This window comes from Streptomyces sp. CLV115 (assembly GCF_038448545.1).
Taxonomy (GTDB): domain Bacteria; phylum Actinomycetota; class Actinomycetes; order Streptomycetales; family Streptomycetaceae; genus Streptomyces; species Streptomyces sanglieri.
Genome location: NZ_JBCEWQ010000042.1, coordinates 13,812 through 36,015, shown reverse-complemented (window position 1 = coordinate 36,015; position 22,204 = coordinate 13,812). Strand labels below are relative to the sequence as shown.

17 protein-coding genes are annotated in these 22,204 nt (G+C 69.7%); 10 read left to right on the top strand and 7 right to left on the bottom strand.

The window, feature by feature from the left end; genetic code table 11:
• Positions 1–122: 122 nt before the first annotated feature.
• The 4 genes from AADR41_RS17015 to AADR41_RS17000 all read right to left on the bottom strand — a co-directional run bounded on the left by AADR41_RS17015 (position 123) and on the right by AADR41_RS17000 (position 3,773).
• The gene (locus AADR41_RS17015; protein WP_342282268.1) at positions 123–1,820 is read right to left on the bottom strand and encodes an urease subunit alpha; all 1,698 of its coding nucleotides are present in this window, start codon (positions 1,818–1,820) and stop codon (positions 123–125) included.
• Positions 1,821–1,870: 50 nt separating this feature from the next.
• Complete coding sequence (ureA, locus tag AADR41_RS17010; RefSeq protein ID WP_342282249.1) at positions 1,871–2,608, bottom strand: urease subunit gamma; 738 nt, start codon at positions 2,606–2,608, stop codon at positions 1,871–1,873.
• Positions 2,609–2,983: 375 nt separating this feature from the next.
• Positions 2,984–3,559 (bottom strand): TetR/AcrR family transcriptional regulator, encoded by a 576-nt coding sequence (locus AADR41_RS17005; protein WP_342282248.1) that lies wholly within the window; start codon positions 3,557–3,559, stop codon positions 2,984–2,986.
• A 73-nt stretch (positions 3,560–3,632) separates the two neighbouring features.
• Positions 3,633–3,773, bottom strand: a complete 141-nt coding sequence (locus AADR41_RS17000; protein ID WP_342282247.1) for a hypothetical protein — start codon at positions 3,771–3,773, stop codon at positions 3,633–3,635.
• 269 nt (positions 3,774–4,042) lie between these two features.
• Here AADR41_RS17000 and AADR41_RS16995 point away from each other — a divergent pair, with 269 nt between their 5' ends.
• From AADR41_RS16995 to AADR41_RS16980, 4 genes are all read left to right on the top strand, one after another.
• On the top strand, positions 4,043–5,200 hold the full coding sequence (locus AADR41_RS16995) for an agmatine deiminase family protein (protein ID WP_342282246.1): 1,158 nt from the start codon (positions 4,043–4,045) through the stop codon (positions 5,198–5,200).
• Positions 5,201–5,396: 196 nt separating this feature from the next.
• Complete coding sequence (locus AADR41_RS16990) at positions 5,397–6,011, top strand: TetR/AcrR family transcriptional regulator (RefSeq protein WP_342282245.1); 615 nt, start codon at positions 5,397–5,399, stop codon at positions 6,009–6,011.
• Between the two features lie 424 nt (positions 6,012–6,435).
• Positions 6,436–7,521: a PP2C family protein-serine/threonine phosphatase gene (locus AADR41_RS16985; protein ID WP_342282244.1), complete on the top strand. Its 1,086-nt coding sequence runs from the start codon at positions 6,436–6,438 to the stop codon at positions 7,519–7,521.
• A 455-nt stretch (positions 7,522–7,976) separates the two neighbouring features.
• Positions 7,977–8,531: a carbonic anhydrase gene (locus AADR41_RS16980; RefSeq protein ID WP_342282243.1), complete on the top strand. Its 555-nt coding sequence runs from the start codon at positions 7,977–7,979 to the stop codon at positions 8,529–8,531.
• A gap of 179 nt (positions 8,532–8,710) precedes the next feature.
• On the opposite strand, the gene AADR41_RS16975 is transcribed toward AADR41_RS16980, so the two are convergent.
• The 3 genes from AADR41_RS16975 to AADR41_RS16965 form a co-directional block, all read right to left on the bottom strand.
• Positions 8,711–9,241 (bottom strand): protease inhibitor I42 family protein, encoded by a 531-nt coding sequence (locus AADR41_RS16975; RefSeq protein WP_342282242.1) that lies wholly within the window; start codon positions 9,239–9,241, stop codon positions 8,711–8,713.
• Between the two features lie 334 nt (positions 9,242–9,575).
• Positions 9,576–11,726 carry a DUF6351 family protein gene (locus AADR41_RS16970; RefSeq protein WP_342282241.1) on the bottom strand — a complete coding sequence of 717 codons (2,151 nt, stop codon included), beginning with the start codon at positions 11,724–11,726 and terminating at the stop codon, positions 9,576–9,578.
• A 149-nt stretch (positions 11,727–11,875) separates the two neighbouring features.
• Positions 11,876–13,018 carry a mandelate racemase/muconate lactonizing enzyme family protein gene (locus AADR41_RS16965; RefSeq protein ID WP_342282240.1) on the bottom strand — a complete coding sequence of 381 codons (1,143 nt, stop codon included), beginning with the start codon at positions 13,016–13,018 and terminating at the stop codon, positions 11,876–11,878.
• A 236-nt stretch (positions 13,019–13,254) separates the two neighbouring features.
• On the opposite strand from AADR41_RS16965, the gene AADR41_RS16960 reads away from it, so the two are divergent.
• The 6 genes from AADR41_RS16960 (at position 13,255) to AADR41_RS16935 (ending at position 22,192) form a co-directional block, all read left to right on the top strand.
• Positions 13,255–14,256: a LacI family DNA-binding transcriptional regulator gene (locus AADR41_RS16960; RefSeq protein WP_342282239.1), complete on the top strand. Its 1,002-nt coding sequence runs from the start codon at positions 13,255–13,257 to the stop codon at positions 14,254–14,256.
• A 133-nt stretch (positions 14,257–14,389) separates the two neighbouring features.
• The gene (locus tag AADR41_RS16955; RefSeq protein ID WP_342282238.1) at positions 14,390–15,730 is read left to right on the top strand and encodes an ABC transporter substrate-binding protein; all 1,341 of its coding nucleotides are present in this window, start codon (positions 14,390–14,392) and stop codon (positions 15,728–15,730) included.
• 7 nt (positions 15,731–15,737) lie between these two features.
• Positions 15,738–16,685, top strand: coding sequence for a carbohydrate ABC transporter permease (locus AADR41_RS16950; protein ID WP_342282237.1), 948 nt, complete (start codon positions 15,738–15,740; stop codon positions 16,683–16,685).
• On the top strand, positions 16,682–17,560 hold the full coding sequence (locus AADR41_RS16945; protein ID WP_342282236.1) for a carbohydrate ABC transporter permease: 879 nt from the start codon (positions 16,682–16,684) through the stop codon (positions 17,558–17,560). The genes AADR41_RS16950 and AADR41_RS16945 overlap by 4 nt, the downstream gene beginning before the upstream one ends.
• Before the next feature lie 105 nt (positions 17,561–17,665).
• Entirely contained in the window at positions 17,666–19,957 is a 2,292-nt protein-coding gene (locus AADR41_RS16940; RefSeq protein WP_342282235.1) for a hypothetical protein, read from the top strand.
• 12 nt (positions 19,958–19,969) lie between these two features.
• Positions 19,970–22,192, top strand: coding sequence for an FAD-dependent oxidoreductase (locus AADR41_RS16935; protein ID WP_342282234.1), 2,223 nt, complete (start codon positions 19,970–19,972; stop codon positions 22,190–22,192).
• The last annotated feature ends 12 nt before the right edge of the window (positions 22,193–22,204 follow it).

Below are 22,204 nucleotides of genomic sequence, written 5' to 3'. Positions count from 1 at the left end.
GGCACAAGGCCGGACCGGGCCAGGGACGGGTACGTGGTGGATGGAATCTTCTACTTGACTGAAAACTCAGTCAAGAGAGAAGTCGGGAGTCGTTCAGCTTTCGGGAACGCAGCGGCGCCGGATCAGAGGAAGTAGAGGCGGCTGAGCGAGACCTCTTGGGCCGGCTCGGAGCGCAGGGGCGTCCCGTCGAGCGTGACCAGACCGGTGCGGCCGTCGACCTGGACGTCTCCCAGCCGCGTGTTGCCGATCATGTCCGCGGGGCCGATGCCTCGGGTGCCGCGCACGGCGACCCGGCGCCGGCGGGTGGTCATGCCGTCGTACGGGCGGCCGGAGGATCCGGACTCGGCGGCGGCACGGCTGACGAAGGCCACGGAGAGCTCGGCCGGGGTCGCGCCGTGGGCACCGAACAGGGGGCCGAGGACAAGGGGTTCACAGGTGTCGGTGGCCGCGTTGGGGTCGCCCGTCACTCCGTAGGCGGGAAAGCCGTTCTTGATGACCATCTGCGGCTTGGCCCCGAAGAACGGGGGGCGCCACAGCACGATGTCGGCCATCTTCCCGACCTCGATGGAACCGATCTCGTGCGCGAGGCCGTGGGCGATCGCCGGGTTGATGGTCAGCTTGGCGATGTAGCGGAGCACGCGCGCGTTGTCGTCTTCCCGGCCGTCGCCTTCGAGCGGGCCGGCCTCGGCCTTCATCTTGCCCGCCATGGCGAACGTGCGCCGGACGGTCTCCCCCGCCCGCCCCATGCCCTGCGCGTCGGAGGAGGTGATCCCGATCGCGCCGAGGTCGTGCAGGACGTCCTCCGCGCCCATCGTCCCGGCCCGGATCCGGTCGCGCGCCATGGCGGCGTCGCCGGGCAGGTCCGTCTTGAGCGCGTGGACGGAGACGATCATCCCGTAGTGCTCGGCCACCGCGTCCCGCCCGAACGGCAGCGTCGGATTGGTGGAGGAACCGATGACGTTCGGCACACCGGCCATCTTCAGCACGTTCGGTACATGTCCGCCGCCGCAGCCCTCGATGTGGAAGGCGTGGATCGTCCGGCCCTCAAGAACCTTCAGGGTGTCCTCGACCGACAGACACTCGTTCAGGCCGTCCGAGTGCAGCGCGACCTGTACGTCGTGCTCCTCGGCCACCCGCAGCGCCGTGTCCAGGGCCCGGGTGTGCGCGCCCATGTCCTCGTGCACCTTGAAACCTGACGCCCCGCCCTCGGCGAGCGCCTCCACCAGTGGCGCCGGGTCGGACGACGAACCGCGGGCGAGGAAGCCGATGTTGACCGGCCAGGCGTCGAAGGCGTTGAAGGCGTGCTTCAGCGCCCACGGCGAGTTGACGCCGACGCCCCAACTCGGGCCTGTCTCCTGGCCGATGACGGTGGTGACACCGCTGGCGAGCGAGGCCTCCATGATCCGGGGCGACAGCAGGTGCACATGGGTGTCCACCGCCCCGGCGGTGGCGACAAGCCCCTCCCCCGGGATCATTGTCGTCCCCGTACCGACGACGACGTCGACGCCGTCGAGGGTGTCGGGATTGCCGGCCCGCCCGATCGCGGCGATCCGGCCCTCGCGGATCCCGATGGACACCTTGCGGATACCCAGGACGGCGTCGATCACCAGCACATTGGTGATCACCACGTCGCAGGTCTCGCGGACGGCCGCGGCCTTCAGGTGCATCCCGTCGCGGGCCGTCTTGCCGAAGCCGGCGAGAAACTCGTCACCCGGCTTCTGCGCGTCGGCCTCCACCCGGACCACGAGGCCGGAGTCGCCGAGCCGCACCCGGTCACCGGCGCGCGGGCCGTGCACGGAGGCGTACTCGTACGGATCGATGTGGCGGCTGTGCCCGGGGGCGCAGTGGTCGCTGTGCCTGGTCTGCCTGCTCACGGGGTCGCCCCTTCCCGGGCCGCGGCGGCATCGCCGTACGGGCCACATGCGCGGTCCACTCCGAGGTAGCCGCAGGCCGCTGCCCTGCGCAGGGCCTCTTCCTTCGCGCCGGGCGCGTCGAGGGGGCCGTCGACCAGGCCCGCGAAACCGATGGCGACCCGGGCGCCGCCGATCGGGACCAGGCCGATCTCGGCCTCGCCGCCCGCGTCGAAGCGGAAGGACGCGCCGGCCGGGATGGCCGGCCGCATTCCGTAGGCGGCGGCCCGGTCGAAATCCAGGCGCGGGTTCGACTCGAAGAAGTGGAAGTGAGAGGTGACGCTGACGGGCACCGCCGCGGTGTTGCGGACGGACAGCGTCCTGGCGGGCTCCGGTCCGTCGATGGCGTCCGAGGTGGGCAGCACGGCGCCCGGGGCACCGTCGTTGTGCTCCCGCTCCCCGAACGGATCGGCAATCGCCGCGAGCCGGGTGCCGTCGTCGAAGACGGCCTCGACCTGGATCTCGGTGACCACGTCGACGACGCCGGGCAGCACGTCGTCGGGACCGAGGACGGAGCGGGCCCGCTGGATCGCCTCGGCCAGACGCAGGCCGTCGCGGGCCGCCTCGCAGACCGTGTCCGCGACGAGCGCGGTCGCCTCGGGGACGTTGAGCCGGAGCCCGCGGGCGTGGCGGGTCCGGGCGAGTTCGGCGGCGGTGAACAGCAGCAGGCGGTCCCGCTCGGTGGGAGTCAGCGGCATGACAGCCCCCGACCAGTTCCCCCGACGCATACGCCGGTCGAAACCATGGTGTTCATTCCTTCTCCGGAAGGTGGGCGAGATACCTGTACGACACGGTCGCCGGGCGCCCCGGAAACGGGCGGGGGCACCATGGGCCGAGAAGAACCTCGGCAGGTATGGGAAGTCGGCCGAACGCCTGCGGGAGCAATCCGTTCTCGGCGACGCCTCACTGTGACACTGACTGAAAAACCAGTCAATACTTCGGGTGAATTCCTGCCGTCGACCGGGAGACGTCAGTACACGGGCATGGCCGAGCGAGGACAGGCCCGGGTGAGGGGCTTTCGGCGGGCTGGGCCCGCGGCGCACCGCGGCGCCGCAGTCAGGTGCCGCCCGGGCTCAGCGGAGCGCGGCCAACTCCGTGTCGATGGCGCCCCGCAGCAGGGCGCGTGCGTGATCGATGCGGATCCCACCGCTGAGCCAGCGCATGCTGAGCCCTTCGAGGAGTGCGGTGAGCCGCTCCCCGGCCGAGGCCAACGCCGCCGCCGGCGCCATGGGCTGCACCTGGCCGAGCAACGCCGCGATCTCCTGCGCCCACACCAGCGTCGCCCGGGCAAGGTCCTCGCGGAGCAGTTCGTCGAAGACGGCACTCGCCCGCAGCTCGCCCCAGGCCGCACTGTTCTCCCGCACCTCGACGGTGTCCTGGAGCTCCAGGAGCAGTGTCTCCTCAAGCTCTTCGCGCGGGCTCAGCGGCGGGGCGTCCGGATCGCGTTCGGTGGTGTAGCGCTCGGCGCGGTCGCTGATGTACTCCAGCGTGGCGCGCAGGATTCCGGAGCGGTCCTTGAAGTAGTAGTAGATGAGCGCCGTGGACACCCCGGCCTCTGTAGCGAGCTCGTCCACGCGCAGCCCACGGATGCCGCGCCGGGCAATGACCCGTGCGGCCGCTTCGAGGATCTGAGTACTGCGAGATGCCATCCCTGAACCCTACCGGGTGGCTTCCGTCGTGCTCCGCACGGCTGTGGGGTGGCATCCGGACCCCGGCCCCAGGTCATCCGGCGCGGCGACAGTGGTCCACGACGACCGTGACGGAACCGCCGTCCGAGGCCGCTTCGACGAGGCGCGCGATCACGATCTCCTTCTGATCCGCACTCCGCAGACAGAAGGACCGTTCGTCGGCGAGCTCGGGCATGGAGGCGACAGCCACCGATCTCGCGGGGGTCGCCGGAGGACAGGGCCGTGTGAGCGGGCGGTGCACCGGGAGGCCGAGTCGTTTGACTGAAATTCCAGTCAGTGCCACAGTGGTGGGAGGCCTGGCCGATACCGCGGCCACCGGCGCTCGCGGTGCGGACGATGCACCCTTCCAGCAGGACTCGCGTCGCGCCCCTGCTTCTCCCACCTCTCCGTGCCCCCACCACGGCAGGACACCTCGGTTCTGCCGGTCCACGATCGGAGTCCACCGTGACCTCCTCCCCCTCCCGCCGCTCGGTTCTCCGTTCCTTCGCCGGAATCAGCGCGATCGTCCTCGGAGCATCCGCCTGCGGCCCGTCCGGCTCCGGTCAGGCCGGCGCCGCCAAGACCTCGGGACCGGACGTCGGGCCGGACGGAGGACTCCGGCTGGGCGCCGAATGGGAGAGCCACACCCGTACGTTCATGTCGTGGCCGGCCCTGGAGGCGGTCTGGGCGGAAGACCTGCCTTACGTACGCGAGGACATCGCACGGATCGCGCGTGCCGTGGGGGAGTACGAGGAGGTCGTCATGATGGCCAGGCCTTCGCAGCTGAAGGCCGCGCAGCGGGCGTGCGGATCCCAGGTGGAAGTCATCCCCATGGAGGTCGACGACCTGTGGGCCCGTGACATCGTCCCCGTCTTCGTGGAGGAGGACGGCGAGGTCGTCGGCGTCGACTTCAACTTCAACGGCTGGGGCAACAAGCAGCAGCACACCAACGACGCCCAGGTGGGCCGCAAGCTGCTCGCCGAGTACGGCATCCCCCGCGTCCAGGCCCCTCTGGTCGCCGAGGGCGGTTCCTTCGAGACCGACGGCGAGGGAACCCTCCTCATCACCGAGAGCTCGATCGTCAACGACAACCGCAACCGGGGGAAGAGCCGGGGCCGGATCGAGGAGGAGCTGATCGACACCCTCGGTGTGGAGAAGGTGGTCTGGCTGGCCGGTGTCCGCGGTGAGGACATCACCGACGCCCATGTGGACAGCCTCGTAAGGTTCACCGCACCGGGTGTGGTCCTCCTGGACCAGGCGGGCCCCGGCACTCCCCCGGACTCCTGGTCCCGCTCCGCCGACCAGGCTCGTTCGGTGCTCAGCAAGGCGACCGACGCACGTGGACGGCGCTTCGAGATCATCGACCTGCCCCAGCCCGACCTCGACAGGATCACGGGCGAGGGCGACGACTTCGTGTCCACCTACGCCAACTTCTACATCGCCAACGATGCCGTCTTCATGCCGAAGTTCGGCGACCGGCAGGCCGACGGCCGGACGAAGAGCATCCTCCAGGAGCACTTCCCGAAGCGCGACATCGTCCCGGTCCGGATCGACACGATCGCCTCGGGCGGCGGCGGCATCCACTGCTCCACGCACGACCAGCCCGGCAGACCTGCCGCCTGACAGCACGCACCGCCGGAGTCACTGCGCCCAGGGCCCGACGCCAATGGCCCCCGCAGGGCAGAGCACCGGCCCCCGGACCGACGCTCTTCACTCCCGTGTGAGGGACGGGAGGGCGTGTCCGCCGTCCCGTCTCTGATTGAACTGAAAATTCAGTCGACGTGAGACACTCGTGTCGAGGAGTACGAGGAGGGACGACGTGACCACGGACCGCCGCACCGCAATCCTGGAAGGCGCTGCCCGAGTCATATCCCGGAGGGGCGTGCGGGGACTGCGGGTGGAGCAACTGGCCGCCGAAGCCGGGGTGTCCACCGCACTGATCTACTACCACTTCAAGGACCGGGCGGGCATCCTGCGCCACACGCTGGAGTTCATCAGCGACCGGGCCGAGCGCTACACCGCCGGCGTGGAGGGGGCGACCGACACCGCCACGCCCCACCAGGAGCTGGAACGTTCTCTGCTGCTGGAGTTCCAGGATCATTCCGAGGTCCGCGAGAACAGCACGGCCTGGGGCGAGCTGCGAGCCAGCGCCGTCTTCGAACCGGAGCTGCGCAAGGACCTGGCGAGAGCCGGCCTGACCTGGACACATGATGTCGCGGCGCTGCTGGGCCAGGCGTGCCCCACGGTTCCCGCGCCGGCCCTCACCGCATCCGCCGAGCGCCTGACGGCCCTCCTGGAGGGACTCAGCACCCGCTGGCTGAGCGGCGCCCTGCCCCTCGCCCACGCCCGCGAGCTGATGCGGGAAGCGGTGTCCGTGGAGATCGGGCATCTGAGCCGTGAGTGGGCCCCCGGCGAAGTGCCGTCGCGGACGTAGCGATCCGGGCACTGTTCCTCAAAGGGCCCGCCCCACCGGCGGGCCCCCGGCATGCCGCCCGATGCCACGGACGCCGTCGGCCCGCCTCGGCGAAGTCGACGAAGGGGGCCCGGACGGTGTCGGGCCCCGCGCGAAGGTCCTGACATGCCATGGGCTGGAGCAATGACCGGCCCGAAGCCCTACGGGGCGGCAGGATGGACGTCTTGCCCACATCATGTGCCGGGAGCCGCGCGTGTACAGGTTGCTTGAGCGGAGCCACCAGGAGCAACGTCCGGATGCAGGTCCACACGGCGGCTTCGTCCACCGGCTCGGCAGCGTCCGCGCCGGCGTCGCTCGCTCTGCGGCGGAGTGAGCGGTGAGGTGGCCGGGCCGTCCCGGGGCGGAGCGTGGCTCGGCGGCGCCGCCCGACGGTGGGGGTCCGCGGGTGCCGCCCGCGCCCCTGTGGATGCGTTGGCTGCCCGCCGTCTATGTCGCGGGCATCCTGGTACTCGAACCCCTTACGCCCGTGCAGTGGCCGGTGAGCTTCCTGCTCATCGCCCTCCCTGTGATCGCGGCCTTCGCCCACGGCCCGGCTGCTGTCGCCGCAGTCACCGTGTTCGCCATCGCCTTCGAAGGAGCGCTGGCCGGCACGCCGTGCTGCGCGGGCCGCCCGGTCAGCTATGTGTGGGAGCGCCACTACGTGGCCACCTACCTGAGCACCGCCGTGGTCGGCGTGCTCGGAACTGTCCTGGCTGCCCACCGCGTGCGCCGGGAACGCACCCTCGCCACCGTGCGCTTCGTGGCCGAGATCGCGCAGCGTGTCCTGCTGAGCCCGGTCCCGCACCGCATCGGCCCGCTTCTGGTCGAAACCCTCTACCTGTCCGCCGCCGCGGAAGCACGCATCGGCGGTGACCTGTACGAGGCGGTCCCCACCACGTACGGACTCCGCGTCATCATCGGCGACGTACGCGGCAAGGGGCTGCCCGCCGTCGAGACGGCCGCCACTCTCCTCGGCGCCTTCCGCGAGGCCGCCCACGAGGAACCCGACCTCGCCGCCGTCGCCCGCCGGGCGGAGACGAGCATGAATCGCAGAGCCGCCCGCCTGGCCGGAAACGAAGTGAGCGAGCGCTTCGTCACCGCTGTCTTCGCGGAGATCCCCCGCCGTCATGTGGTCCGCATCGTCAACTGCGGCCACCCCCCGCCCCTCCTCATCCGCTCCGACGCGGTCACCGAACTGGCGACGACCGACCCCGCACCGCCCCTCAACCTGGGCATGCACCTGCCGGACACCTACCACATCGACGAGTACCCCTTCGGTCCCGGCGACCAACTGCTGCTCTACACCGACGGCGTCACCGAAGCGCGCGACCGCACCGGGGCCTTCTACCCCCTCCGTCGGCGTGTTCTCTCCTGGGGCCCTCTCCAGCCCCGGGAACTCCTCGACCGCCTCCACCACGATCTCCTCGTCTACAGCGACAACCACCTCCACGACGACACCGCGGCCCTCGCCATCCAACACCTGCCCGACTAGAAGTGCTCCTAAGGTCCTGACGCACCGTTGGGGAGGGCGCTGCGCACCGGGCTTCACCTGCGCGGTGCCGGTGGCGCCGCGTGGGCTCACGTTCCGCAGGCCCGGCACCCGTGTCAGGCGCTCAGCCACCCGAGTCGGTTCTGCGGGCCGTCCGTGGCGCAGCGGCCCGCCCCCGCTCGCGCCTGTCGTCGTGCTCCCACACATCGTTGAACAATCCCCCTGGTCGAGATGTGCGGATCCATCTCAGCGGACTGAAGGGAACAGCGCCGATGGGCGGATCAGAACGCCCGGGTCGAAGAACGCTTCTCGCGGGCGGACTCGTGGCCGCCTCGGTCGCACTCACGGGTTGCTCCTCGACGAGCGCCGCACCGCCGGCGGCCAGTACGTCGCCGAACGCGCCGCCGAGCACGCCCACCGAGGCATTCGCGCGACTGATGGACGGCAATGAACGCTGGGTGAGCGGAGACCTCAGGCATCCCGACCGGGATCCGAACCGACGCGAGTTCGTGGCCCGGAAGCAGGAGCCATTCGGGGCGATCCTCTCCTGCATCGACTCCCGGGTGCCCCCCGAACTCCTCTTCGACACCGGACTGGGGGACCTCTACGTGATGCGCACAGGAGGGGAGGCGGTCGGTCCGGTGGTCACGGGGTCGGTGGAGTACGGGCCCATGACGAGCGGCACTCCCCTCATCGTGGTCCTCGGGCATCAGCGTTGCGGCGCCGTCGCGGCAGCGTACGAATCCATCCGTGACGGCAAGCCGCTCTCCGGCAATCTGGACGCGATCGCCAGGGCTCTGCGGCCGGCCTACGAGCAGGCAGTCCGGGAGGGCGGCTCCGATCCGGTCGAGACCATGGCCCGCGCGCAGGTCGGGTTGACGGCGGCCGGCCTGCGCTCCAATCAGGACCTGGCCCCGCTCGTGGCCAAGGGCGCCCTCGCCGTGGTCGGCGCCTACTACTCGCTCGACACGGGCAGGGTGGAAGTCCTGGCCGGCGCGCCCACGAAGCCGTAGAACCCGGGGAAGAGTGCGCAAACGCGCCGACGTTCCCCCTGATCACGCCTCCGCCCTGCACAGGTCATGCCTGGCCGGGCTGGCTGGTCGTCCGTGCGGTCCGGGGGGCACGGGGGTACGGGGCGTCGTCGTTCGTGGCGGGGCCTGTGGTGTCTCGTTTCCGGCCGGTCCGCCGTGGTTCAGCCGACGGTGACGGTGTATGTGATGCGCTCGGGGGCCTGGGAGGGGGTGGCCGCCCCCGTGGTCGGGGTCGCGGAGGGCCCGGTCGTCCCGGGAGGCAGCGTGGAGTTGTTGCCCCGACAGGTGCTGAAGGTGCAGTGCAGCAGCGTGAACCGGGTGGTCCCTGTGCCCTTGGCCTCGAAGGTGAAGGTGAGCCGGCTGCCGGCACCGGGCGCCGGCTCGTCGCCGGATTCCGACGCCTGGTGCCGGCCGCGGCTGACCAGCACCGAGCTGTCGGGCGCGGGATCGACCAGGTACCAGTACTCGCGGGTGGAGGCGTTCTGGTCGACGGTGAGCGTGAAGCGCTCACCCGGCTCGGCGGTGATGGCGGTTTCGTTCACCGGGCGGCTCGTGTCGCTCGTGGAGCCGCCGGCCGGTTCACCGGTGCCCGGGCCGCAGCCCGTGGCGAGAGCGACCAGCGCGGCCGCCGCCGGCGCGGCACCGCCCCGGACACCGCGGAAGAAGGACGCTGTACGCGTTGGGGAGTTCACTGTTGGAAGCCTTGCCCATGTGACCGTTGATGGAGTCGCCCTCGCTGACCCGTGTGGTCGAGCCCCAGGGGTTGCACGCCTGAAGCATGTCACCCTCCTGGACGATGACGGTCATCGCGTGAGAGATCCCATGCCATCGGCCGCATACACCTCCTCCGCGTCAGCCCGGATCGGAGCCCCGACGTTGTGACCGGCCGTGTTCCTGCCGGCGCGGACGCCGGCGCCTGCGCCGACGTGGTGAGGTGCCCCTCCCCCGGAGCGTGACTTCGTGTGTCCACGCTCCGGGGGCGCCTCATTCGTGCCTGCCCCGTGCCGACTCAGCTCCGCGTCACCGTCACTCCTGGTCGAAGGAGAGCCATGTGCCGGCAAGGCCCTGCTGGCCCGCCCCGGGCCTGGACCAGTCGCAGACACCGTCCCGGAACACCGCCCGCAGATCCTTCAACTCGTCCTCGGTCACCGGCACTCGGTAGTCCGAGCGGTCCACAGGACGCTTGCGGCACTTGACGATGTCGTTGGCCACATCGGCCCCGGCGACCATCCGCGGCGAGGTCCACACCGGGTAGAGGGTGTTGCACTCGGTGTTGTCGATGCCCTCGACCTGGGGCTCCTCGATCTTCTTCGCACCGATGCCACGGGTCCAGCAGGCGTCCGTGAGGCCTTGCGGCTTGTTGCGGACGATCTTCTCGATGGGGGCTACGTCGCCGGAGTCCGCCTTGATGCCGGTGAGCCACTGGTCCATGTCGGACAGCATCCCGGCAAGAGTGAATCCGTGCCCGCTGGAGCGGGTGAGCATGATCTGGTTGGCGTGGGTGCCGTTGGCCTTGTCCAGGCGCGCCCGGGTGGAGAAGGAGTGGAAGCGCATGTGCATGTCGCCGGCGGCCGCGTCGTCGGTGTAGTCGCGGTAGTCGATGATCGGGACGCCGGCGAGGCCACCGCCGCCGTTCAGCATGCGTCCCGTGCGGTAGGCGAGCCGTACCGCCTTGAGATCGGCGACGGTGCGCGCCGCGACGGGCTTGGCGTCGTCGTCGAGACCGCCGATGCGCCGGTTCAGGTCGATGAACTGGTCCATGCCGATGGCCCCCTTGTTCAGGGCCTCAAGTCCGTACTGGATACCGGTGTTGTCGAGCGGCCTGCGTGCCTTCCCGGTCTCCGGTACCTCGCCGTAGACGTTCACTGTGTGGCTGTAGACATCACAGCGGGCACCGTCCGGGTTGGTGCCGGGGTTGTAGCGCAGGCCCACGGGCAGCTGGGACGGGCAGTACACCGTGGGGTCGATGCGGCCGGCGGCCCGGGCCAGGCTGCCGATGCTCTCCCACTTGCCGAACCCGGAGACCGCCCGCTGCTGCTCCTCGGTGAACGTGTCCGGTGCGACTTCCTTGAAGTAGTGGTTCAGGAGCTGGGCGTCGCTGAGCGTCTGTATCGTCCCGAAGCCGACATCGGGGAAGCTGCAGCCGGAGAGGATGCCGTCCAGCAGACCCGGGTAGTTGTCGGCGATCTGATGGGTCTGGTACGAGCCGCCGGAGCAGCCGTTTCCGATGGTGAAGGCCGGTTCGCCGTACGTCTCCACGAAGCGTTCCTTGACCATGCTCATGGTCTCGGCCGCCAGCACGTCGTTGCAGTTGTTGCCGAAGACGTTCAGTGTGGACGAGGCGACGCCGTAGCCCTTGCTCAGGTACGTGTCGTTCATGATGCCGACGGTGTTTCGGCCCTGGACGTACCAGCCGCCGTTGCAGCCCCCGCCGAAGCCGTACACGAGACGCCCGTTCCAGCCCGGCTCGCGTTGCAGCGGGTCGGGGGCGGCGGACTGCGGATCGTGCAGCACGGCCGTCTCGTAGATGGCTCGGTTGATGGTGCCGGTCTCGACGCGGACGATGTACGGCACCTTCTGGCCCGTGCTCGTCGTGGCCGTGGCCAGGTCGGCGGGCCGGGCGCTCTCGTCGGGCAGCGGAACGAACTTGCCGGCCGTGGTGCGGTACATGTAGTCGACGCGGGTCCCGACCGAGCAGTCCTCGTCGAGCGGCTCTCCGAGCGTGCTGCCGGTCACCGTCTTGAACGCGGCGGTGTCGCAGACGAACGGCTGCTCGTGCGGCCCGGCGAACACCGGCCCCGTGATGGGGTGGTTCTTCAGGGTCAGCTGTCCGGCGTCGGCGCCCGGAGCCCGGGCCGTGAGCATGTTGTCGCCCTTGGACAGCTCCTTCACCACGCCCATCAGCGCATGGTCGCCAAAGGGCCGGAAGCTCGACGTCACGTCCCGGCCCGCCACCTCGACCCGGACTCCGTCGGCCGCCACGGAGGCGGGCACCTCGACGCGTATCAGGGCGTCGTCCCCCGACACCGTGCCGGGCCGCGACGACACGGCGCTCACCTGTAGCTTCTCGCGTTCCTGGCTGCCGGCCGGCGTCGCCGACGCGCCTATCAGCACACCCATGAACGCTGTGCCGGCAAGGACCAGTTCGACCGGTCTCGCGGCTCGTGCGAATGACACCACGGAGTTTCCCTCGCTTCTTGAGTCTGAGGTCGTGCTCGGAGGTCGTGCTCGGAGGTCGTGCTGAAAGGTTCTGCTCGGAGGCCTTGCTCCGATGTCGTGCTCGGGTACGGGCGCGGGCCCGGTTCCGCGCGGCCGGATCCGCCCGGCTACCAGTTGGTGAACGCCCCGTCCGCCGTGCGCAGGTGCGGGCGCTCGTCCGCAGCGGCCTGGTACCGGCGCGCCGCCTCCCGGTCGATGTCGACGCCGATGCCCGGCAGTTCACTCAGCTCCACCCGTCCTGGCAGGATCGTCGGCCTCGCGGTGAAGAGGGCGGCGATGGCCGGGTCGGGGTCGGTCTGATGCTCCTGGATCGCCATATTGGGGCAGGCCAGGTTGAGCTGCAACGAGGAGGCGGCGGTGACCGGGCCGAGCGGGTTGTGGGTGGCGAGCTTGATGTGGTGGGTCTCCGCCATCGCCGCGATCTTCTTCGCCTCGGTCAGGCCCGCGGCGACCCCGACGTCCACGCGCGCGTAATCGATGAGATCGTCCTCGATGAGCGTCCTGAACTCCCATTTGGATCCGTACTGCTCGCCTGCGGCCAGCGGCACACCGGTGCGGGCCCGCAGCATGCGGTAGCTGTCCGGGTTCTCACAGCGCAGTGGGTCCTCGACGAAGTACGGGCGGGCCGCCTCGATCTCCCGGCACAGGGTCAGCGCCTCCGGCGGATCCAGGCGGGTGTGGACGTCGAGGATCAGCTCCACCTCGTCGCCGACCGCGTCCCGGACCTCGTGGAAGAGGCCGACCGAGTCGCGCAGGCAGCGGCGGGCGTCGAGCGTGCCGTCGGCGTCGTGCGGCGAGGCGAACCGCAGATGGCGCCAGCCCTCGGCGACCAGGCCGCGGCAGCGGTCCAGGAACCGCGCGCGGTCGTGGTAGCCGTCGCCGACATGCACATAGGCGGGTACGTGATCACGCACCCGGCCGCCGAGGAGTTCGTGCACCGGTACCCCGAGCGCCTTGCCGCGGATGTCCCAGAGTGCCACGTCCACCGCCGCGATGGCGGCCCCGAGTATGCGGTCGGCGGGGAAGAACCCGCGCCGGAACATCACCTGCCAGAGGTGCTCGATGCGTCGCGGGTCCTCGCCGACGATCAGCTCCGCGAGGTGGTCGAGACCGCCCGCGACCGCTCGTTGACGCGACCTAATGCCGACCTCACCCAGGCCGTGGATGCCCTCGTCGGTGTCGACCACGACCAGCATCATGCTGTCGCCGTGGTCCGGGAGAGTCAGCACTTCCAGGCCGGTGATCTTCATGCCACTCCTCTATGAAAACGTTCCCGCAATTTCAGCTCAGTTCTTGGGAACACATCATTGGCAGCAGTTCGCCCGCAGGGCAAGACCCGTGCATCCAGAAGGTTTTCCTCGACGAAATACTCCTGACACACGTCTTGACACATCACGGGAACGTTCGCAAACATCAACCGCATTCGCAGGAACCAGATGCGAGAGGGCCGGGATGCCCCGGCTCAGGACGACGAGGAGGCCCATCCGTGGCAGTAACGATCCGGGAGGTGGCGAGCGCCGCGGGCGTCTCGGTGTCGACGGTGTCCCGTGCGTTCACCGCACCCGACCAGGTGCAGCCGACGACCCGGCAGCGCATCCTCGACGCCGCGGCCGAGCTCGGCTACTCCCCCAACCCGGCGGCCCGTTCACTGCGCGGCGGCGGCACCGGCACGCTCGGCCTGATCGTCCCGGACATCGCCAACCCGTTCTTCCCGCCGATCATCAAGGCGATGCAGGCCCGTGCCCGGCATCTGGGCTACACGGTTCTGGTCGCCGACAGCGACGAGCGCGAGGCCGACGAACTGGCGGCCATCGCGGCCGTGTCGAAGCGGGTCGACGGCCTGATCCTGTGGGCTTCCACCCTCACCGAGGACCGGCTCCACGAACTCGCGGGCCGGATGCCGCTGGTGGTGGTGAACCGTCATGTACCGGGCATCCCCGAGGTCCGGATCTCACTGGCCGCCGGCATCGCGCAGGCCGCCGAACAGCTCAAGGCGTACGGCCACCGGCGCTGTGTCTTCATCAACGCGTCCCGTGCCGAGCTGAGCCGCGGCAAGTCCATCCAGGAGTCCTTCGAGGCGCTCGATCTCACCCTGTCCGAACTCGGGCCGTACGAGCCCCGGTTCGAGACGGGCGTGCACGCCGCCACCCTCGTCGCCGCCCACGAGGCGACGGCTGTGATCGCCCACAACGACCTGGTCGCCCTGGGCGTGCTGCACCAGATGGCCAATCTCGGCGTGAGCGTGCCGCGCGACGTCAGCGTCATCGGCATCGACGACACACTGCTCGCCTCCGTCTCCACCCCCAGCCTCACCACGATCCGGATCGACCCCGAAGAGATCGCCACGCGTGCGGGGGACCTCCTGATCGAGACGATCGCGAACACAACAGGCCGCACCGGACGGGGATCCGATGCCACCTCCCCCTTCGTGGAGATCGGCTCCCGCCTGATCCCCCGCGCCTCGACGGGGCCCGCGCCCGCCCACTGACACACCTCCGGCGCACACCACCACAACGAGCGAAGCACCGCACAACACCGCGCTGCACCGCACCGAGCCCACTCCTGCCCTTCTTGGAGCCGTTATGCCCAGAAACTCCCGCTGTGCGGCCATACTTGGCTGCATGGCGCTGACCGCGACCCTCGCGGGCTGTTCCTCCCTCACCCCGAGCAGCGCCGGCGGGGACGGCGATCTCGTACTGCGGGTGCAGGGCATGCCGCCGGCCACCGACAAGCCGGGGGTCGCCCTGTTCAAGAAGCAGGTGGCCGACTTCGAGAAGGCCAACCCGGGCATCAAGGTCAAGGGTTCGACCACGGTCTTCGACCCGCTGACCTTCTCCGCGAAGCTGTCCGGCGGCAATGTCGAGGACGTCATCAAGGTGCCGCTGACCGAGCCGCAGCGGCTGATCCAGCAGAAGCAGGTGCAGCCGATCACCGGGCAGCTCAAGGAGTGGAAGCACTTCAAGGAGTTCAACCCCCAGGTGCTCCAGCCGCTGACCGACAGCGCCGGCGACGTGTACGGCGTCCCGCAGAATCCGTACGCCCAGGGACTGGTCTACAACCGCGAGCTCTTCGAGAAGGCCGGACTGGATCCCGACAGGCCGCCGACCACCTGGGCACAGGTCCGTGCCGCCGCCAAGAGCATCGGCGACCGGACCGGCAAGGCGGGCTTCGTCCACGAGTCCAAGGACAACCAGGGTGGCTGGCAGCTGACAATGCTGTCGTACGCCTTCGGTGGCGAACTGGAGAAGGAGCAGGGTGGCAAGTACACCGCCACGCTCACCGGGGAGCCGACGAAGCAGGCGTTGCGCCTGCTCAAGGACATGCGCTGGAAGGACGATTCGCTCGGCAAGACCCTCCTCAACAATCAGAACGACGTGATCAAGCAGTTCGCGGCCGGGCAGATCGGCATGTTCATGGGCAGCCCGGGAACGTACCGGCTGGCGAAGATGCAGTTCGGCATGGAGAACACCGACGCCTTCGGAGTGGCCCCGATGCCGCAGTCCGGCGGCGACGCGACACTCACCGGCGGCGACATCTACATGGTCCCGAAGTCCGCCGACAAGAAGCATGTGGCAGCGGCCGTGGAGTGGCTGACCTTCGCCTACGCCAAGCCGCAGTACAGCACCGACATCGCCGCCGAGCAGGCCAAGGCGCTCTCCGCCGACCCGAAGTCCGCGGTGGGCGTGCCGACGCTGCCGGTCTTCGACAGGAAGCGGCAGACCGAGATCGACGCCGCGATCAAGCCGTACGTCAATGTGAAACTCCAGAACTTCAAGCCGTACATCGACGGCCTCTCCACGCTGAAGCTGAAGCCGGAACCGCCGTACCAGGCGCAGAAGCTGTACACCGTGCTCGACCCGGTGGTCCAGGCAGTGCTCACCAAGCGCGACGCCGACATCGACGCCCTGCTGGCCTCGGCCGAGAAGGACGTCAATGCCAAGCTCGCCGCGGACCAGAAGTAGCCGGCCCATGGCTCTGCTCACTCCGTCCCGGCGCCCGGCCGCCGTGTCCAAGGAGCCCGTGCCGCGAACCCTGCCCAGGCAGCGTGGCACCGGCGCCCGCAAGCAGTTCACCGCATGGCTGTTCCTCGTCCCCGCGCTGCTGATCTTCGGGCTCTTCGCCTGGTGGCCGATCGCGCGCAGCCTGCTGCTCAGCTTCCAGAAGACCAATCTCGTCGAGCCCGCGGTCTGGATCGGCCTGGACAACTTCCGTGCCCTGTTCGACGATCCGCTGCTCGGGACCGCCGTCGGCAACACCCTCTTCTTCGTTGCCCTCGGCCTGCTGATCGGCTTCCCGGCGCCGCTGGTCCTGGCCGCGGTCATGTCGACGGTGCGGCGGGGAGCGGGCGTCTACCGCTTCCTGGTCTATCTGCCGGTGGTCATCCCGCCGGTCGTGGCGATCCTGCTCTGGAAGTGGTTCTACGATCCCGGGAGCGGGCTCTTCAACAACGCCCTCGGCAAGGTCGGGCTCGGCCCGTACTCGTGGCTGGAGTCCTCCGACAGCGCCATGCTCTCGCTGGTCCTGGAAGCCACCTGGGCGGGCATGGGCGGCGCCGTCCTGATCTACCTCGCGGCGATGGTCGGCATCCCCGGCGAACTCTACGAGGCCGCCGAGATGGACGGTGCCGGCATCTGGCGGCGCATCTGGCACGTGATGCTGCCTCAGCTCCGGTCCGTCATCGGGCTGTTGCTGCTGGTCCAGCTGATCAACACGGTGCAGGTCTTCACCGAGCCGTATGTCTTCACCGGCGGCGGGCCCGAGAACTCCACCCTCACGGTCCTGCTGCTGATCTTCCGGTACGCCTTCCAGGACGGCGAGTACGGCCAGGCCGCCGCGCTCTCCTTCCTGATGGTGCTCGCCCTCGCCCTGCTCTCCGCGGTCTATCTGCGGGCCACCCGCAGCTGGAGCACGTCATGACCACGCTCACCACCTTCGTCTCCACCAACGACCGCCAACGCCCCGGCGTGCGCGCCGCGGTGCGATCCGTCCAGGTGTTCACCCTGATCCTGCTGCTGCTCATCGGCATCGGACCGCTGTACTGGATGGTCAAGGGCGCGGTCTCCCCGCCCACCGAGCTCACGACTCAGCCCCTGGCCCTCTGGCCGGACCGGCCGGCCCTGGGCAACTTCTCGACGGCGTACACCGATCTGAGTGTCGGCCGCTATCTGATGAACACCTTCCTGGTGGTCGGCGGATCGTGGTTCGTGCAGCTCTTCGTCTCGGCCACGGCGGGCTTCGCCCTTTCGGTGCTCAGGCCGAAGTTCGGCAAGGTCGTCTACGGGGCGATCCTCGCCACGATGTTCGTGCCGTACACGGTGAACATGGTCAGCCTCTTCATGACCGTGATCGATGTGCCGTTCCTCCACCTCAACCTGGGCGACACCTACTGGGCGATCTGGCTGCCCGCCGGCACGAACGCCTTCACGGTGCTGCTCGCCAAGCAGTTCTTCGACGCCCTGCCGAAGGAGCTGTTCGACGCGGCGCGGGTCGACGGGGCAAGTACCCGGCAGCTGCTCACCAAGATCGTGCTGCCCATGAGCAAGCCGGTGCTCGCCGTGATCAGTCTGCTCGCGGTGATGCATTCCTGGAAGGACTTCATCTGGCCGCTGGTGGCCATCACCGACCCCGAGAGGCAGCCGATCAGCGTCGCGCTGGCCCAGCTCGCCACGCAGGCTCCGCAGGACCAGCTGATCGCCACGATGGTGCTCGCGGTCGCCCCGCCGGTACTCGTCTTCGTCGTCTGCCAGAAGTACATCGTCGCCGGGCTCGGCTTCACCGGGGTCAAGGGCTGACGTCCGTCCGAGCCGGTGGCCGTGCCCCGGCCTCCCCCACCGCACCTTCCGCTTCGAAATCCTCCGGAGCATCCGGAACACCCCGACCAAGAGAAGGGCACCTCCATGTCAGTCGCCCGGCGCAGATTCATCCAGGGCACGGCCGTCGCCACCGGCGCCGCGCTGTTGCCGACCGTTCCCGCGTACGCCGCGGACCCGGTCACCATCGAGGCCGACGGCATCACCCTGGTCGGCCGCGGCGACGGGAGCGTCCTCGTACAGGACGGCGCGGGCACCGACCGCATCCTGCTCAGCCACTTCATGATCAAGGACACCGCGCTCGGCCAGCAGCGCACCTTCGGCGGCACCCCCGCCCGCATCACGCTCCCGGACGGGCGGCCCGCGATCCAGGTCACGTACACGATGGGGAGCGGCGCGTCCGGAGTCACGGTGCGCGGCACCTTCGACGTCACCCCTCGCAAGGCGCACATGAAGTGGGAGGTCGGCGGCTCCGGCACGCTCACACCGGCCGGCTTCATGTTCTCCCGCACGGTGTACGGAGCGAGCGCGGCGGAGTCGTACGAAGCACTGACGGTCTGGGAGAAGGACGCCCGGGGCGGCATTCCGTACGAGGTGAACGCGGGCGGCGCGTACGTGGAGACGTGGGCCGGGTCGAAGGGCTTCTTCTGTCTCCCGGCCACCAACCCCGCGAACACGAACGCCACATGGGTCCACTCCCCCGGCACCCCGACCGGCTCGGGCACCGCGGTCACCGAGGCCGATCTGGTCCTCGGCGACCTGCGGCCGCGCGGGGCGGGAGCGCTCGCCGCCGGGCGCCCGCTCGGCGTGGAGGTGTGGACCGACCAGCCGTTCAACCTCTACAAGGCGGCCGGGCAGACCATGACGCTGAAGGCGCAGGTCGTCAACGGCTCCGCCACGGCCAGGAAGGTGACGCTCACCTGGTGGGCGCGGGACTTCGGCGGCAGGAGGATCGCCGGAGGAACGCTCTGCAGGAGTCTCGCGGCGGGCGCCGCCTGGAACCCCTCCTTTCCCATGACCTCGCCCTCGCAGAACATCGTGTTCACCGGGGTGGAGGTGGTCAGCGGCAACGACCGGGCGCTGGCCCGCACGAATCTGAGCGTGCTCCCGGAGTTCGTGTACAAGGCGGGCAAGGAGTCGATGTTCGGCCTCGCCAACTACCCCTGGCTGCTCAAGCCCGGCAAGGACGCCGTGCTCGGGCTGGTCAGGACGCTCGGCATCAAGTGGATCCGTATCGCCTACGCGGGCGCCCCCGGCATCGACACCGCGACCCTGGACGCGAACGGCATCGGGCACAACGTGGAGCTGAGCGGCATCCCCGTGGGCGGCAGCCCGGAGCAGATCGCGGCCTGGGCCGACACGAATGTCGCCAAGGCCCTGGACGCCGAGGCCGCGTACTTCGAGGTGAGCAACGAGGTCAACCAGCCCTGGATGTCGGGCCGCGGCGCCGACGTCTACGTCCGGGACGGTCTGCGCCAGGTCACCACGCGCCTCGACGCGGCGGGCTCGCGGATGAAGGTCATGAACGCCGGCCTCGGCGGCATGGACTACGTGTGGACCGAGAACTTCCGTGCCGCGGGCGGCTGGGACCTCATCGACGCCTTCGCCTTCCACCCCGGTCGCGGCAACTTCACGCCCGACTTCGCGCCGCCGCCCGAGGAGTGGACACAAGGATCGTCCGGCACGTACTGGAACTTCCTCGGCGCGCTGCGCAAGGCGAACCAGGTCCTTCAGGAGTACGGCGGCGACAAGGAGCTGTGGCTGACGGAGGCGTACGCGCCGACCCGCCCCAACGCGTGGTGGAGCGACACCTACCGGCACGCCGCCGAGAACACCCTGCTCACGCTCGCGCTCGCCAAGTCCGAGAACGTACGCGCCGTCAACTGGTACCAGCTGCACGACTCGGTGCTGTACCACCCGCAGGAGGCCGACCCGGCCAACCCCGAGTACCACTACGGCCTGATGAACCGCGACACCAGCGCCAAGCCCTCGCTCCTCGCCTACGCGACCGCCGCCCGGGTCCTGGACGAGGCCGACTTCGTCCGGCATCTCGCCTTCGCCGACCAGGACATCAAGGGGCTCCTCTTCACCACTCCCGGCGGACCGGTTTCGGTCATCTGGAGCCGCAAGGACGGATACGTCCTCAACCCTGATCACGGCGAGGACCCCTGGTACCCGTCGCCCGAGCCGTGGGTCGACACCTGGACGACCAGGACCCCGGTCGTGGCCCACGCGGGGACGGTCGACGGCACGGTGCGGGAGCTGAACTGCATAGGCCAGGAGCGCTCCCTGAAGGCCTCCAACGGCAAGGTCACCCTCACCCTCGACGGTGCCCCGCGCATCTACTACGGCCTCGCCGCCAATCCCGACTGGAAGTAAGTGACGTACGACATGAGGAACGAAACCGCACGGCACGACATCACCGTCGTCGGCGGCGGCCTGGCCGGGGTCTGCGCGGCGATCGCCGCCGCCCGGCTGGGCCGTACCGTGGCACTCGTCAACAACCGGCCGGTGCTCGGCGGCAACGCGAGCAGCGAGGTCCGGGTCTGGGTGTGCGGAGCGACCGGCCACGGCAAGAATCACCATGCCCGTGAGGGCGGCATCATGGGCGAGTTGCTCGTGGAGAACCAGTTCCGCAACCCGGACGGGAACCCCTACTACTGGGACGCCGTGGTCCTGGACGCGGTGCGCGCCGAGCCCGGCATCACGCTCTACCTCAACACCGACGTGCGCGAGGTCGACGCCGAAGGTCCAGACGAGGCCCGGCGAATCACCTCGGTCACCGGCTGGATGATGGGCTCGGAGCGGCGGATACGGTTCGAGAGCCGCCTCTTCCTCGACTGCACGGGGGACGGCCTGATCGGCCACCTGGCGGGCGCCCACCACCGCATCGGCCGGGAATCCCGCGCCGAGTACGGCGAGTCATGGGCTCCGGAGGCGGCCGACGACATCACGCTGGGATCGACTCTCCTGTTCTACACGAAGGATGCCGGCCACCCGGTCAAGTTCGTGCCGCCGGACTTCGCCAAGAACATCGCCGAGACCTCCATCCCGCAGCGCCGCGTCATCAAGTCCGGTGACAACGGCTGCGCGTACTGGTGGATCGAGTTCGGCGGCGAGCTCGACACCGTCCACGACAACGAACGCATCCGCGACGAGCTGTGGGCGGTGATCCACGGCATCTGGGACCACATCAAGAACTCCGGCGAGTTCGACGCGGCGAACATGACGCTGGAGTGGGTGGGTTCGGTGCCCGGCAAGCGCGAGTACCGGCGCTTCCTCGGCGACTACGTCCTGCACCAGGGCGACATCCTCGGCCAGACCGAGTTCGACGACCGGGTCGCGTTCGGCGGCTGGTCCATCGACCTGCATCCGCCCAAGGGCATGTACGCCGACGAGGGCGGCGCCAAGCAGCGCTACGCGGACGGGATCTACCACATCCCCTACCGCAGCCTGTACTCGGTGAACACGACGAACCTGCTGTTCGCCGGACGCAACATCTCCGCCAGCCACGTCGCCTTCGGCTCGACCCGCGTCATGGCGACCTGCGCCACGATCGGCCAGGCGGCCGGCACCGCCGCCGCGCTCTGCGCCACCGGGGAGGTCACCCCGCGCGAACTCCCCGTACCCGAACTGCACAGGGCGCTGCTGCGCCAGGACGCCTCGCTCATCGGCCTCGCCTCGACGGACCCGGAGGACCTGGCGCTGCGGGCGACGGCCACCGCGTCGTCCGCCTTGGGCTGCCTGGCGGTCGAGGACTCCGACGAGCTGTGGCCGCTCGCGGCGGACGCCGGACTCGTCCTCCCCGCGGACCCGGACCTCTCCGGGGTGGAGCTGCTCGTCGACGCCGACCGCGACACCGAGATCGTGATCGAGCTGTACGACCCCGAACTCGGCCAGAACTACGTGCCGCGCCGCCTCGTCGCCTCCACCACCCTGCCCGTCGCCGCCGGTGCCCGGCAGTGGCTCAAGACGGGCCTGGACTGGTCTCCCGAAACCCCGCGCAACGCCTTCCTGGTCGTCCGCGCCAACGACGCCCTCGCCCTGCACCGCTCCGACCGTCCGACCCCCGGCGTCCTGTGCCTCACCCGCGTCCCGCTGCGCCCGTCGGACGAATCGCCGCAGCCGCTGCGCGAGTGGACGGACACGGGTCTGCTGCGCCGCACATTCTGCTTCCGCACGGGAGAGACCGCGGCCTACTCCCCCACCAGGGTCGTCGACGGCTACGCCCGCCCGTACGCGGGACCGCACATGTGGGTCTCCGCACCACTGGCGGACGCCCCGTGCCCCTGGCTGGAGCTGGCCTGGCCCCAGCCGGTCACCCTGGGCCGGATCGAGGTCGTCGCCGACGACGACGTCAACGAGGACCTGATCAACCTGCACCACCACCGCACGCCCTTCGACATCCTCCCCACCCTCCTTCGCGACTACCGCGTCGAGGCACTGGACACCGACGGCACCTGGCGCGTCATCGCCCGTGCGACGCAGAATCGGCGACGGCGCCAGACGCACACACCGGCGGAGCCGGTCACTACATCGGCGATCCGGGTAGTCGTCGAAGCCACCAACGGGGCAGCGGCGGCGCACATCGTCGCCGTCCGCGCCTACGAGTAGAAGCACCGACGC